This window comes from Burkholderia latens (assembly GCF_001718795.1).
Lineage (GTDB): Bacteria > Pseudomonadota > Gammaproteobacteria > Burkholderiales > Burkholderiaceae > Burkholderia > Burkholderia latens_A.
In genome coordinates this window covers 2,770,830-2,784,557 of record NZ_CP013435.1, presented here as the reverse complement: position 1 = coordinate 2,784,557, position 13,728 = coordinate 2,770,830, and the positions used below count along the sequence as shown (strand labels likewise).

Sequence of the window (13,728 nt, the reverse complement as noted above, 5' to 3'; positions counted from 1 at the left end):
GTTTGCGCGTTTCGCGCGGGACCGCGTGCATGCCGCGCGCGGCGGCAGACGGCCGGGGCGCCGACGTTCCGACTGCGCGTGTCGCGGTGTTGCACACAAACAGGGCCGGATTATCGTTGCCGATTCAGGGGTGGCGCATGACGCCGCTACGGGTTTCCGAGATGGTCCGGCGCCGGCTGCCCACGGGTACGATCACCGGTTGTGCGGCGATTGCCGCTTTGGCTCCGGGGGTTCCATGTCGATTCATCCCGTCGCGCTCGTTTGCGCGGCAATTCTCGGAATGCTGCTGTTCGGGCTCGGGCTGTTCGTATCGGTCACGCGCTTTCGGCACACGACCGGTTGCGGGTGCACCTCCGATCCGGACAACGGGCTGCACAAGGTCGTGCGTGCGCACGGCAACACGGCCGAGTACGCGCCGTTTCTCGCGGTGCTGTTTCTCTATTTCGGTGCACACGATCCGTCGCGCGCCGTTTTGTCGTTGATCGTCGCGGCTACCGTTTGCCGGTGTCTGCTCGTGATCGGACTGCTCGCGTGGCCGACGATGGCGACGCCGAATCCCGCTCGCTTCGTCGGCGCGTTCGGTACGTATCTGTGTGGCGCCGCGCTATGTGTCGCGCTGTTGTTCTGATGGTCTGATCGCAGAACGCCCGCTGCGCTGAACCGCGTGCATCCGCCGAGCTGTCGCCCGCGCGACGATATCCTCGCGACACGCCCGCGACCGACAGGCGGATTCCGACTGCCCGTGCGCGGCTCGACGCCGTGCTGCGCGGCGTTTTCCGAGGGAGAGCGGAACCATGAGCCGCAAATCATTCTGAAGGGCGACGCGACCGACCATGGCGACGTCGTGCTCGACGGGATCGCCAATTCGTCGTTCGACGGCCGCGAACTCGCGTATCTCGGCGCCCCGGTGTTCTGCGCCGCGTGCAAGACGGAGGGCGTGATCGTGTCCGACGGCGGCGAACGGACGATGACCGTGATGGGAAAGGTCGTCGCGCTCGAACACGACCGGTGCCGGTGCCTGTGCACGCCGCAGCCGAAGCTGATTCCGTCGCAGGGGACGGGCACCGTGTCGGGCTGAAGCCCGGCGAATCTGCACGACGCCCGCGGCGCGGCGTCGATCTTCAGACGCTGCCTTCGGTCTCGATCACGAGAATGCGCGCGTCGCCAAGCGGATGCGCGACGTGTTCCGTGCCGGCCGTCGCGTGGAATACGTCGCCCGTTTCGAGCACCGTCGCGTGCTCGATGCCTGCTTCCCGGTAGCGCATCTCCACACGGCCGTCGAGCACCGCGAAAACTTCTTCTCCGTCGTTCACGTGCCAACGGTAAGGCTGATCGGTCCAGTGCAGACGCACCGTGATGCCGTTCAGATTCGCGATGTCCAGCGCGCCCCACGCGCGCTGCGCGGTGAATTCCGTGCTGCGGATGATCTTCATCGATAGGTTCGTGAGTGCGATTGCGAGGGATGGCGGCCAGGCGGCCCGCACATGGTTCCTGCGTGCGTGCCTGCCTGCCGATTGCCGTGTGCGGATTAGCGCGACGTCGCGCGCAACGCGGCGTCGATCGTCTTCCTGCGCTTGTCGAGTCCGGCCGCGGAGCGCTCGGTCACGCGCGCAAGGACCGACGCCGGCGCGGTGTCCGGCGAACCGGCATCGAACGGCGGTGCCGGCGCGTATTCGAGCTGCAGTTGAATCGCCTGCGCCTCTTCGTCGCCGACAAGCTCGGCGGCGATCGTCAACGCGAAATCGATGCCGGCCGTCACGCCGCCGCCGGTGATCAGGTTGCCGTCACGGACCACGCGTTCGCGCACCGGTACCGCACCGAGCGGTTCGAGCAGCGAATGAAACGCCCAGTGCGTCGTCGCGCGCCGCCCGCGCAGCAGGCCGGCGACGCCGAGCAGCAGCGCGCCGGTGCAGACCGACGTCACGTAGCGCGCCGAGGCCGCACGCTGCTGCACGAACGCGATCGTGGCGGCATCGAGCAGCAGATCGTTGATGCCGATTCCGCCCGGCACGCAGATCACGTCGAGCGGCGGGCAGTCGTCGAACGTGCAGGTGGGCGCGAGCGCGAGGCCGCTGCTCGACGCGACCGTGTCGCGCGATTTCCAGACCAGATGGACGGCCGCGTCGGGCAGTGACGCGAGCACGTCGTGCGGGCCGGTGAGATCGAGCTGCTGGACGCCGGGAAACACGAGAAGGCCGATATGCAGGGTCATGCGAACACTCCGACGGAAAGGGAAGGCGTCGCGGCCGGCGCTCGATGGACAGATCGATTGTAGGCGCGTAGTGTTTGGCGAAATTGCCATATCGCCCACGATTTCAGCCAACGCTCATGTCCGCCTCGCCACGCCCGATCCTGATCCTCGCGTTTCCCCGTGCGCAGTTGCTCGACGTCACCGGGCCGCTGCAGGTGTTCGCCTCCGTCAACGAACTCGCGCAAGAGCGCGGTCAGCCCGCACCGTATGCGCCGCGCGTCGTTGCCGCCGAGGCCGGGCCGATCGAGACGTCGTCCGGCCTCGTCGTGATGGCCGACTCGCTGCGCTCGGCCGGGCGGCCGGACACGGTGATCGTCGCGGGCGGCAAGGGTGTGCACGCGGCGTCGACGGACGCGCGGATGGTGCGTTGGGTACGGCAGCAGGCGCAGCGCGCGCGACGCATTGCGTCCGTCTGCACCGGTGCGTTCCTGCTTGCCGAGGCTGGCCTGCTCGACGGGCGGCGCGCGGTCACGCATTGGGCGCGCTGCGGCGAATTCGCCGCGCGCTATCCAAACGTGCGTGTCGAGCCCGATCCGATTTTCATCCGCGAAGGTACGTTGTGGACGTCGGCCGGCGTGACGGCCGGCATCGATCTCGCGCTCGCGCTCGTCGAAGAGGATCTCGGACGCGCGGTCGCGCTCGACGCCGCGCGCGAACTCGTCGTGTTCCTGAAACGGCCGGGCGGGCAAGCGCAGTTCAGCGCGATGCTGTCGATGCAGCGCACCGACGACCGCTTCGGCGAACTGCATGCGTGGATCGCCGAGCACCTGGCCGCCGATCTGTCGGTGCCGGCGCTCGCCGAGCGCGTCAGCATGAGCGAGCGCAGTTTCGTGCGCCACTATCGCGCGGAAACCGGGCGCACCCCCGCGCGGGCGGTCGAGCAGATCCGTGTGGAGGCCGCGCAGCGCCTGCTTGGCGAAACCGCGTGGCCGGTCAAGCGAATCGCGACGCGCTGCGGCTTCGGTTCCGAGGAAACGCTGCGGCGCAGCTTCGTGCGTGTGCTCGGTGTGTCGCCGCAGGGCTATCGCGAGCGGTTCGTGCGGTAGCGAGGCGACGGGCGGCAACCGGCGCGCAGCCGTCGTCGCGCGCAACTGCACGAAAACGGATCAGTTTCGACTCCGAAGCGTGTCGACTGTTCGGGCGATGGGAACAATGGACCGGGGCTTGTGCCGTGCCCGCCGCGCGCTCTATTCTGTCCCGTTGGCGATTCGAAGGGGGCGCAGCATGGACCGCATCCAGGCAATGGAAGTTTTCACCCGCGTGGTCGACGCGAACAGTTTTACGCGCGCGGCCGAAACGCTCGCGATGCCGCGCGCGTCGGTCACGACGATCATCCAGAATCTCGAGGCGCTGCTCGGCGTGCGCCTGATGCACCGGACGACGCGCCGGCTGTCGCTGACGCCGGAGGGCGCCGCGTACTACGAGCATTGCATGAAAATCATCTCGGAGATCGCGGAAGCCGACGCGAGCTTCCAGACCGGCAACCGCAAGCCGAGCGGCGTGCTGCGCGTGCACATGCCGAGCTCGCTCGGGCGGCGCGTGGTGTTGCCGTCGTTGTCGATCTTCCGGCAGCGCTATCCGGACATCACGCTCGACCTGGGCCTGTCGGACCGATACGTGGATCCGGTCGAGGAGGGCATCGACTGCATGATCCGGGTTGGGCCGCTCGAGGATTCGTCGATGGTTGCGCGGCGGATCGGGATGCTCAAACGCGTGACGTGCGCGTCGCCCGACTATCTGGCGCGCCAGGGCGAGCCGCAGGAGATCGCCGACCTGGCTGACCATCATGCGGTGAATTTCCGGGCGAGTCACGGTGCGCGCGCGATTCCGTGGGTGTTCATGATCGAGGGCAAGCCGGTCGAGGTGCGGATGAACGGCACTGTGACGGTCAACGATTCGGATGCGTACGTGACGTGCGGGCTCGAAGGGTTCGGGATGATCCAGCCGACACTGTTCATGGTGCTGCCGCACCTGCGCGACGGCTCGCTCGTCGAGGTGCTGCCCGACTGCAATCCGAAACCCAAGCCGATTTCGATCGTGTATCCGCACAACCGGCATCTGTCGCAGAAGGTGCGCGTGTTCGCGGACTGGATGGCGGAGCTGTTCGAGTCGACGCCGGCGCTGGAGGGCGGCGAGAACTGGCGCGGGAAGGTGCGGGCCGAGGCGCCGGATGTGCGGCGCGGGGCGGTGGTGGCGTAGCGGCGGTGCGCACGCGGCTCGGACGAGTCGCGGCGCAGGGCACCTGCGTGCGTCGCGCCGGATGACGCAATGAAAAAAGCCGCTGATCCTTGCGGAACAGCGGCTTTTCGCATTTGGTGGCGAATCAGGGACTCGAACCCCGGACCTGCGGATTATGATTCGAAAAACGGGCTATATTTCTCGCGCCATCTCTCCTGCAGTCACCTGATTTTACTACGCTTTTGATCTCTGGAGTCAACCTTGGCTAACACGACCTCTCGATCCAATTGTGGTAGATCTATGGCAGATTGTCATCGTCAGGTAGACCTACGTAGTGCAACTCGCGGCGGAGACGATCACGTAACCGGCGCGTCATCTCGGGCTTCCTGATTCCAGGAAATACGCCTGTCCGAGAGTCGTGTCGATAGACTAAATTGGTGACGACCTCCTGGGCGCTCATCAACCGTTCGTTTATCTCGGCCAATCTCTCACTTCGGCCGACTTCCCAGGCGCGGATTGCTTCAAGATCTAGGTCCCGGGAGGGAGTCGCAGTATCGACAACCACGGGATACTGGTTCTCAAGGCCGTACATGAGCTCCTGAATACGGCGTACCGCGTCATGTACTCGATTGGGCTGCCCGGAAAAAAGATCGACGTCAGGGCCATTAAATTCGACCTGCATTTCCCGTTGACGATCGAAGTGCCGAACCGCAGGTGGTCCGATGCCCGTCAAACGCGACAGCGCGGCCCTCGATCTTCACGTTCTCATCACCTTCGATGATCTCGCACGTACCGAGTCCAGCACGGCACGAACAACGATCACCGACTCGAGCGATGGCGCGTCCAAGAACGTCCGAGTTCTCGGCGCCCGTCTCGACCCGACAACCATGGTCCGTTACATCGCCCACCAGAATGACGCCGCGCATGTTCTACCTCGCTCGATCGTGCTTGTCCTCGATATTCGTCGTACCAGCATTTCAACCTGCTGACCGGTATTTCAGGGGATCGGGGCCGCGATGCTTGAGATTCGCGGCCTTACTCGCATCGTCCGGGGGGCTCACCACCACGATGCTGGCCGTGCCGTTGTCCATCAGATTAACCGTCACGCTCGCGCCACCACCCCGATAACTCCCGATGGTCGCAAGGCAGACCTGGACGAGGGCAGAGCTCACACCTGTATTGCCGATACGGCGACCGATATCGTAGCCTTCTTTGACCTCACTCAGATCGATGCCCTCGGCATTGCCGTGCAGCGCTTGTGACAGCGGAATCGCCCAGGCCCGATCCGACGACGTATCGTAGAACACGCGGGTCGGTTTAGCGCCGTCCGGCAGCGTCGCCATCGCCTGTTTCCAGCCCTCCTGAAGCGCTTGCGCCTGCTCGGCGCGCCGCATCGGCTTACCTTCGCTATCGGTCAACTTGACCGTGACGGGTCGGTGCAGGTATCCAAGCAGCGGTGCCTCGTCGAATTCCTCAACTTGCCAATTCGTCCACCGAACCGGAAGGTACGGGCTGGGTTTGAATTCGCCTGGTCCTTTGTTGGTGGCTTCTTTCCACAATTCCGGCAGCTTCGAAACCCACCAATCGGTCGTCATGGTCGCAACGCCAGTGCCGTTGTTCGGATTGTTGTTGAATTCCTCCTGGAAAATGTCATCTTGCTTCCAGTAGTAATTCCACAGCTTGACGACGTCGTATTGGGTCTTGTCCTTGTCAATATCGCCCGGCACGTCAACGGCGTAGGGACGTACAAGTTGATCGACGCGGTCTGTACGCGACACCAGCAAAGTCGCCATGCTGTCCGGGACAGGTGGAATAAAGGCGCCAGGTGGATCCGATGGGGTGCCGGGGGTTTTAGCCGCCCACCGATACTGCATTCCGTCTTGCGTCATCACAAGGACAGCCGGCACGTCCGGATGCTGATCGAAGAATTCGAACAGCTGAGAAAGTGCCGGAGCCGCGCTGCTGGTGTTCTTGTCGTCTATCCGCAAAAATAGCGTCACACCAAGCCCAGCATTTTGTCTTGCATCAGCAATTTCAAACGCTGATCGGTATTTCCCGATCGGTCCTTTCGGCGGCCCCAAGATGATCACTGGCAACGGCCAGTGATCAACTGCTTCACTGGCGGCATACTTGAACGCCGACCCCGAGGCTAACGTTGAAAAGATCTTTCGTTCGTCGGGATTCTCCCCATATCGCTTTGGATCGTCCGACAAGATCGTCGAATAGTTATCCTTTTTTTCCTCGATCTGTTCCCAAATCCCCTCTTGCCGACGTCCCGCAACGGCCAATCCGATACCGCGAATTTCCAGCGCGTATTTCTGACCGGTCGCCGCGAGCATCTTCGCGCTACCGGCATTTGCGTAGGGCGACGAGACCATCACATGTGCCGACGATGTGCTTGCCGCGACGGGCGCAGTCGCGTTAGCACTCGGCGTAGTACGCATGGCCCAATGTGCAGTGAAGCCAACCGCGACCAAGCCAACGATTGCGAACAGTCCGTTTCGGAGGGTGCTACCCATGTTGGGAACCTCAAGGCCGGTGCTCTCCCAGTGCTGGTAAGAGCCGAATAAGATATAGAACATCCAGGCGAACACGAGGATCGCCAACACAAACGCATAGGGTAGCAGGCGCGGGCGAGTGGCTGCAGTAAATGTCGGTTTCATTGGCGGTTCTTCGCGCGGTCCTTGTACGTTTCAGCATCAACCATCTTGGGTGGCTTTGTTGGAACCAGGCTGCTAGGAAATTTCCCTTGGGTGTAGTAAAAGAAATTTCCTTTAACCAGGCTCTTTGACGAATAGTCAAGGCTCGAGTAATAGGGATTATTTTCTATCGCGTCCATTCCCTTGGAGTCGATCTTCCAATCTGCAATCGCGATGAACAAATTCCGTACATTCGGATCGTCGAGACTCTTGGCCTGTCCGATCGCTACATCCATCGCAGCGACGCGACGAATGTTATCGGAATCACGCAGGACGGCCGAATGGTACGAATTCTTATCCCACGACTTCGCGTCTCTTTTCTCTAGCCGGCTACGGACCTCGTTCGGCGTTTCCAGTCGATGGTAGGTCAGTTTCCCGCCATCTGACAACCATACGGAATCCGTATGATCCTCCGGGTCCGGAGATTGACTATTGAACCACGCCAAAACTTTCTGATAACCGCCATCAAAAACATCTTTCGGCACATCGGGCATTACTACGGCTCGAATATCTTTGGCGCTAGGGTTGCCCAGTAACGTGTCGCGGGACACATAGTCCGGCTTATCACGTCCAGATGTATTCGGATCGCCCTTGATACCCTCATCTCCATATAAGTTCGGCTTGTACGGTGGCACAATGGCCTCACCATTGATCCAACGTTTTTCAATATCCTTCGAAATCAAGCCTGCGTCATAGGTGCTGGAGTTGACCCTGTAATCCCGGACACAGCGTCACACTAAGGTTGCTGAATCCATTGAGCGCCGGAACTCGCGAGGCGAGCGGTACTTCAGCGCGCTATGGGGATGCTTCTCGTTGTAATGCTCGAACGCGATGGCCAAGTTGCGTGCAGCAGTCGCTGCGTCCGGCTTTGGCATGAAGGCAACGTAGTCGCGCTTCATTGTCTTCACGAAGCTCTCGGCCATCCCGTTACTTTGCGGGCTGCACACCGGCGTGGTCAATGGCTTCAGGCCGATGGCCGCTGCAAACCGGCGTGTATCGTCGGCCGTATAGCCCGAACCGTTGTCACTCAGCCACTCGATTTCGGACGGTGTATGCAGCTCGTTGCCAAACCGATTTTCCACTGCTGCCAGCATGACGTCGCGCACGATGTCGCCGCTGTGACCTGCCGTCGTAGCCGCCCAGCTCATCGCTTCGCGGTCGCAGCAGTCAAGCGCGAATGTCACTCGAAGCGGCTCGCCGTTGTCGCAGCGGAACTCGAAGCCGTCCGAGCACCATCGCTGATTGCTGCGCGCGACGGCCACCTTGCCATCGTGCCGACGTTGCGGCCGAGGCGGGGCTGGACGCCGTTGCATCAGCAGACCGTGAGTGCGCATGATGCGATAGATGCGCTTCGCATTGAACGGCACCTGTCCGGCAGCAATGCGTTCATTGCGCAGCGAGCCCCACACCCGGCGATAGCCATAGCTGGGCAAATCGCCGACGACTCGGCGGATTTCCTCGACCACGCTCGCATCGTCCGTCTGCCGCGATTGACGGCCATCGCGCCACGTCACCGGACGCGACAGTCGTGCCGATACGTTCGAGCGCGACACGCCGAGAACTTCACAAACCAGTTTCACTGGTCGTCCTCCGGCAGCGAGGGCGAGTGCGCTATCCATTTTTTTGCTCGGCCATACTCGACTGCTTCGCGGAGAATCTCGTTCTCCATGGTCTTCTTGCCGAGCATCCGCTGCAGCTCACGAATCTGCTTGAGGGCATCGGCCAGCTCTGATGCAGGGACCACTTCCTCTCCAGCCTTGACCGCCGACAGACTCCCGTCCTGGTACAGCTTGCGCCAGTGGAACAGCTGGTTCGGGTTCACGCCGTGCTGGCGCGCAACCATCGAAACCGACTTCCCCGGTTCGAAACTCTCGCGAACCATCGCCAGCTTCTGCTCCGCCGTCCAGCGCCGCCGACGCTCCGGGCCCGTCAACACTTCCATCACTTCCTGCCTGGTGTTAGTCAAAAACACAGTCTTATGCCTACCCGCTAGTTTAAGTGAGAGGCTATGTCCGGTGTTTCAGGGGGCTGCTCCAGGTGCCCTCGTAATGAGCAGGTGTTGACCCAACCAGCACGGGTTGCCCGTTGTTAATGCCACTGGGCTTCTTCGTCCAGAGACGCTGATAAAACCGCAAGTTTCTTAGGTCGTTCATCGCGGGTATGACCGCTTTGGATTTTTGAATAGGTTTCCAGATACTGTTTTTCTTGTCGCTGAGGCGCACGATCCAGCCCAGCATCGGATTTGAGTGCTGGTCTACGGTTGCGAGTAGCTTCGCTTGCTCGCTTTCGGACAGACGTCGATTTCGCCCCTCGCCGGGACTGGGCTTACGGATGTTGGCGACCGGGTTGAAGATTAGCCCGATGTGCCATTCCTTGATGGCCACGTTAAACAGGTGGCCGAGTAGGGCGAGCTCAAGGCGGACGGTGTTGTTTGCCTTGCCGCGAGCGAGCCGGTCATCGCGATAGCGGCTCACCAGATCGGGAGTAACTGCGGCCAACGAGTATTTTCCAAAGTTCGCCTTCAACTCGCGGATGCGCGCGCCTTCCCGGCGCTGGGTGCTGGCCTTCTTGGTGGGGACGATTTCCCGCTCGTAGCGGTCGAGTGCGTCGGCAACCGTGGTCTTCTCGGACGGCGCGCGCTGTATGAACACGCCGCGCACCATCTCGTCCTCGGTGCGTCGAGCCCAATCCTCGGCATCGCGCTTCGTGCGAAACGTCTTAGCGGCCGTCGGCCAGCCAACGCGCCGGATGGTCGCTTTCCAGGTGCCAGAGGGGGTTTTTGTCAGTGCTGCCATGGTGCTCCTTCCTTGAGGTCTGCACCGCGTATTGCACCGAAATTGCACCGCGAGAGGATCGTAAAAGAAATCGGCTCGCAGCGAACCAGCAGGGCCGGAAGTGAAAAAGCCCGGTAGATCAAGGATCTACCGGGCTTCCACATTTGGTGGCGAATCAGGGACTCGAACCCCGGACCTGCGGATTATGATTCCGTCGCTCTAACCGACTGAGCTAATTCGCCGAAGACTTGAATTATGTCGATCTACCGTGAGGCTGTCAACACCTTTTTCGATCTTTCCCGAAAAAAGTTGCCGGCGGCCCGTTCGGGGCAGGCTAGCGGGTGGGAGGCGCCCGCTAGCCAATCTCAACGATCTCAATCCTGCGCGTAGATGTTGGAGTCCTTCGTCTCCTTGACGAACAGCAGACCGATCACGAACGTGGCCAGCGCGATCACGATCGGATACCAAAGGCCCGAGTAGATGTCGCCCTTGGCGGCGACGATCGCGAACGCGGTCGCCGGCAGGAAGCCGCCGAACCACCCGTTGCCAATGTGGTAAGGCAGCGACATCGACGTGTAGCGGATCCGCGTCGGGAACATCTCGACCAGCATCGCGGCGATCGGACCGTAGACCATCGTCACGTAGATCACGAGGATCGTCAGGATCACGATCGTCATCGGCCAGTTGAGCTGCGCCGGATCCGCCTTGGCCGGGTAGCCTGCCGCCTTCAGCGTCGACGCCAGCGTCTTGTCGAACGCCGCACCCTGCGCCTTCGCATCGGCCGCCTTGCCGTCATAGCCGGGAATCACCGTGTCGCCCACCTTGATCTCGGCGGTCGCGCCGGCCGGCGCCGCGACGTTCTCGTAGTTCAGGCCTGCCTTCGCCAGCGCGCTCTTCGCGATGTCGCACGAGTTGGTGAACTTCGACGTGCCGACCGGATTGAACTGGAACGAACAGGTGGCCGGATCGGCGACGACCGAGATCGGCGCCTTCTGCGTCGCGAGCTCGAGCTGCGGGTTCGCGTAGTGCGTGAGCGCCTTGAACAGCGGGAAGTACGTGAGCGCAGCGATCAGGCAGCCGGCCAGGATGATCGGCTTGCGGCCGATCTTGTCCGACAGCGAGCCGAAGAACAGGAAGAACGGTGTGCCGATCAGCAGCGCGATCGCGATCAGGATGTTCGCGCTCGCACCATCGACCTTCAGCGTCTGCGTGAGGAAGAACAGCGCGTAGAACTGGCCCGTGTACCACACGACGGCCTGGCCGGCGGTCAGGCCGACCAGCGCGAGGATCACGATCTTCAGGTTCTTCCACTGGCCGAACGCTTCGGTCAGCGGTGCCTTCGACGTCTTGCCCTCGGCCTTGATGCGCAGGAACACCGGCGATTCGTTCAGCTGCATCCGGATCCACACCGACACTGCGAGCAGCAGGATCGATGCGACGAACGGCACGCGCCAGCCCCAGCTGCCGAACGCCTCTTCGCCGACGAACGTGCGCACGCCGAGGATCACGAGCAGCGACAGGAACAGGCCGAGCGTCGCGGTCGTCTGGATCCACGCGGTGTAGAAGCCGCGCCGGTTGGCCGGTGCGTGCTCCGCGACGTAGGTCGCCGCGCCGCCGTACTCGCCGCCGAGCGCAAGACCCTGCAGCAGCCGCATCGCGATGAAGATCACCGGTGCGGCGATGCCGATCGACGCGTAACCGGGCAGAAAGCCGACCACGAACGTCGAGATGCCCATGATGACGATCGTCACGAGAAACGTGTGCTTTCGGCCGACGAGGTCGCCGAGCCGGCCGAATACGATCGCACCGAACGGACGTACGGCGAAGCCGGCCGCGAAGCCGAGCAGCGTGAAGATGAAGGCGGCGGTCGGATTGACCCCGGAGAAGAAGCTCTTGCTGATGTAGGCCGCGAGCGAGCCGGCCAGGTAAAAGTCGTACCACTCGAACACGGTGCCGAGCGACGACGCGAAGATCACCTTCTTCTCTTCGCCCGTCATCGGCGAGTGCGAAATTTGCCCGCCTAACGTTGCCATGAATCGTCTCCAAGTCCCTTGATAATAGATATGCGGCCGCCTTGGGTGGGCGGGCCTGTCAACGATTATTGGCACGGAAACTTACGGCGCACTGACTCGCGCGGACAAAACGACTGCGCGTTAACCCGCGAAGAATCGGCCGCTTTACGCGCCGATCATGCCGCAAACGGGCGGCAAAGCGTGCGTTCCGACGCGTTCGCAACGCGTCCGGTCCCGCGAGATGGTAGCCGGTGGATCACGATCGATCCGCAGCGGCTTCCGATAACGGCAGGCTGATGCGCACGAGCGTGCCGGCGAGGCGGGGGGCGTGCTGGTACACATGATCGTCGAGCGTCAGCGTGCCGCCGTGCTGTGCGGCGATCTCGCGCACGATCGCGAGCCCGAGGCCGCTGCCGTCGCCTTCGCGGCCGAGGATCCGGTAGAAGCGTTCGACCACGCGGTCTCGCTCGGCAGCCGGGATGCCGGGCCCGGTGTCCTCGACTTCGAGATGCACGCGCCGCGCCGCCGGCTCGGCCCGCACGCGCACCGTGATGCGGCCGCCTTCGGGCGTGTAGCGGATCGCATTGTCGACGAGGTTGCCGAGCATCTCGCGCAGCATCACCGGGTTGCCGTCGACGTCGAGCGGCGCGTCGTCGTCCGGGCCTTCGTAACCGAGGTCCATGCGTTTCGCGAGCGCGGCCTGCACCCAGTCGCGCACGGTGCGCCGCGCGAGCGAACCGATCTCGACCGGCTCGAACGTGAGCCCGCTCGCGCGGTTCTCGGCGCGTGCGAGCGCGAGCAGTTGCGTGACGAGCCGCGCGGCCTGCTCGGAACTGGTCGCGATCTGCTCCAGCGAGCGCTGCACGTCGGGCGGCACGGGGTGGCGCAGCGCGAACTCGGCCTGCGTGCGCAGCCCCGCGAGCGGCGTCTTCATCTGGTGCGCGGCATCGGCGATGAAGCGCTTCTGCAGCGCCATGTTCTGCTCGAGACGCGCGAGCAAATCGTTGAACGACGTGACGAGCGGCTCGATCTCGGGCGGCGCGCGCTGCGCCTCGACGGGCGACAGGTCGTCGGGCCGCCGCGCGCGGATGTGCGCCTGCAGCGCATTGAGCGGCGCAAGCCCGCGCGACAAGCCGAACCAGACGAGCAGGATCGCGAGCGGCAGGATCACGAACTGCGGCAGGATCACGCCCTTGATGATGTCGTTCGCGAGCGCGTTGCGCTTGTCGAGCGTCTCGCCGACCTGCACGAGCACGGGCTGCGCACCGTTCGACTGCGGCAGCTCGACGGTCGTATACGCGACGCGCACGTCATTGCCGCGCAGCAGATCGTCGCGAAACACGACGACGCCCGGCGGTGGGCGATCCTCGTCGCGCGGCAGCGGCATGTCGGCCTCGCCTGCGACCAGTTCGCCGCGCGTGCCGAGCACCTGGAAATAAACGCTGTCGACGTTGTCCGCGCGCAGAAAGTCGCGCGTCTGCTGCGGCAGCGTCAGTTCGGCGACGCCGTTGACGGGATGAATCTGCCGCGCGAGCACGTACGCGTTGGTTTCCAGCGCGCGGTCGAACGGGCCGTTCGCGATCGTCTTCGCGACCAGATACGTGACGGCGATGCTCATGGGCCACAGCAGCAGCAGAGGCGCCAGCATCCAGTCGAGGATCTCACCGAACAGCGAGCGCGGGCGGGTTGCCTCGGGCGCTTCGATTTCGTCGGGCGGCGCGAACGGGTTCGCGTAACGCGCGTCGCGCGCGACGTCGGCGGCGGACGGCTGCTCGCCGGTCGGATGGCGGGAATGGGCCGGCGTGGCCATCGCG

The 13,728-nt window shown here is 63.3% G+C and carries 12 protein-coding genes, 1 tRNA gene and 1 pseudogene; 4 read left to right on the top strand and 10 right to left on the bottom strand.

All coding sequences use genetic code 11. The features are described 5' to 3' along the window. The first annotated feature begins 235 nt into the window (after nt 1-235). Both WK25_RS12935 and WK25_RS12930 read left to right on the top strand, forming a co-directional pair. Complete coding sequence (locus tag WK25_RS12935) at nt 236-628, top strand: MAPEG family protein (RefSeq protein ID WP_069241729.1); 393 nt, start codon at nt 236-238, stop codon at nt 626-628. A 114-nt stretch (nt 629-742) separates the two neighbouring features. After that, nucleotides 743-1,078: a PAAR domain-containing protein gene (locus WK25_RS12930; protein WP_069241728.1), complete on the top strand. Its 336-nt coding sequence runs from the start codon at nt 743-745 to the stop codon at nt 1,076-1,078. A 43-nt stretch (nt 1,079-1,121) separates the two neighbouring features. Here the strand turns inward: WK25_RS12930 and WK25_RS12925 are convergent, their stop codons facing one another. Together WK25_RS12925 and WK25_RS12920 are read right to left on the bottom strand one after the other, a co-directional pair. Beyond that, on the bottom strand, nt 1,122-1,433 hold the full coding sequence (locus WK25_RS12925; protein ID WP_040141812.1) for a cupin domain-containing protein: 312 nt from the start codon (nt 1,431-1,433) through the stop codon (nt 1,122-1,124). 95 nt (nt 1,434-1,528) lie between these two features. Continuing rightward, nucleotides 1,529-2,212: a DJ-1/PfpI family protein gene (locus WK25_RS12920; RefSeq protein ID WP_069241727.1), complete on the bottom strand. Its 684-nt coding sequence runs from the start codon at nt 2,210-2,212 to the stop codon at nt 1,529-1,531. A gap of 116 nt (nt 2,213-2,328) precedes the next feature. Here WK25_RS12920 and WK25_RS12915 point away from each other — a divergent pair, with 116 nt between their 5' ends. Next, nucleotides 2,329-3,297 carry a GlxA family transcriptional regulator gene (locus WK25_RS12915; protein ID WP_040141808.1) on the top strand — a complete coding sequence of 323 codons (969 nt, stop codon included), beginning with the start codon at nt 2,329-2,331 and terminating at the stop codon, nt 3,295-3,297. Between the two features lie 178 nt (nt 3,298-3,475). Next, nucleotides 3,476-4,450, top strand: a complete 975-nt coding sequence (locus WK25_RS12910) for a LysR family transcriptional regulator (protein WP_059548642.1) — start codon at nt 3,476-3,478, stop codon at nt 4,448-4,450. Nucleotides 4,451-5,094: 644 nt separating this feature from the next. Here WK25_RS12910 and WK25_RS30345 read toward each other — a convergent pair. The 8 genes and pseudogenes from WK25_RS30345 to WK25_RS12860 form a co-directional block, all read right to left on the bottom strand. Next, on the bottom strand, nt 5,095-5,355 hold the full coding sequence (locus WK25_RS30345) for a PAAR domain-containing protein (RefSeq protein ID WP_083252982.1): 261 nt from the start codon (nt 5,353-5,355) through the stop codon (nt 5,095-5,097). A gap of 51 nt (nt 5,356-5,406) precedes the next feature. Then, nucleotides 5,407-7,092, bottom strand: coding sequence for a type VI lipase adapter Tla3 domain-containing protein (locus WK25_RS12895; protein ID WP_069241724.1), 1,686 nt, complete (start codon nt 7,090-7,092; stop codon nt 5,407-5,409). Beyond that, complete coding sequence (locus WK25_RS30340) at nt 7,089-7,811, bottom strand: effector protein Tle3 domain-containing protein (protein ID WP_226209320.1); 723 nt, start codon at nt 7,809-7,811, stop codon at nt 7,089-7,091. Before WK25_RS30340 ends, WK25_RS12895 begins: the two co-directional genes overlap by 4 nt. Before the next feature lie 48 nt (nt 7,812-7,859). Continuing rightward, nucleotides 7,860-9,070 (bottom strand): IS3 family transposase gene (locus WK25_RS12885; RefSeq protein ID WP_135801118.1). Its coding sequence is split into 2 segments (ribosomal slippage): nt 7,860-8,755 and nt 8,755-9,070, totalling 1,212 coding nucleotides; the frame shifts between segments, so codons are not numbered across the junction. Nucleotides 9,071-9,338: 268 nt separating this feature from the next. Then, nucleotides 9,339-9,923 (bottom strand): annotated as a pseudogene (locus WK25_RS12875) (site-specific integrase); the annotation flags it as partial. 144 nt (nt 9,924-10,067) lie between these two features. Next, a tRNA-Met gene (locus tag WK25_RS12870) sits at nt 10,068-10,144 on the bottom strand. Between the two features lie 132 nt (nt 10,145-10,276). Beyond that, a complete protein-coding gene (locus WK25_RS12865) occupies nt 10,277-11,935 on the bottom strand; it encodes an MFS transporter (RefSeq protein ID WP_040141804.1) in 1,659 nt (552 codons plus the stop codon). A 235-nt stretch (nt 11,936-12,170) separates the two neighbouring features. After that, nucleotides 12,171-13,724, bottom strand: coding sequence for a sensor histidine kinase (locus tag WK25_RS12860; protein ID WP_069241722.1), 1,554 nt, complete (start codon nt 13,722-13,724; stop codon nt 12,171-12,173). Nucleotides 13,725-13,728: the final 4 nt, after the last annotated feature.

Coding starts and splice junctions, on each gene's coding strand:
- WK25_RS12925 (WP_040141812.1), bottom strand. CDS start 1,433: ATGAAGATCATCCGCAGCACGGAATTCACCGCGCAGCGCGCGTGGGGC.
- WK25_RS12935 (WP_069241729.1), top strand. CDS start 236: ATGTCGATTCATCCCGTCGCGCTCGTTTGCGCGGCAATTCTCGGAATG.
- WK25_RS12910 (WP_059548642.1), top strand. CDS start 3,476: ATGGACCGCATCCAGGCAATGGAAGTTTTCACCCGCGTGGTCGACGCG.
- WK25_RS30345 (WP_083252982.1), bottom strand. CDS start 5,355: ATGCGCGGCGTCATTCTGGTGGGCGATGTAACGGACCATGGTTGTCGG.
- WK25_RS12915 (WP_040141808.1), top strand. CDS start 2,329: ATGTCCGCCTCGCCACGCCCGATCCTGATCCTCGCGTTTCCCCGTGCG.
- WK25_RS12860 (WP_069241722.1), bottom strand. CDS start 13,724: ATGGCCACGCCGGCCCATTCCCGCCATCCGACCGGCGAGCAGCCGTCC.
- WK25_RS12895 (WP_069241724.1), bottom strand. CDS start 7,092: ATGAAACCGACATTTACTGCAGCCACTCGCCCGCGCCTGCTACCCTAT.
- WK25_RS12920 (WP_069241727.1), bottom strand. CDS start 2,212: ATGACCCTGCATATCGGCCTTCTCGTGTTTCCCGGCGTCCAGCAGCTC.
- WK25_RS12865 (WP_040141804.1), bottom strand. CDS start 11,935: ATGGCAACGTTAGGCGGGCAAATTTCGCACTCGCCGATGACGGGCGAA.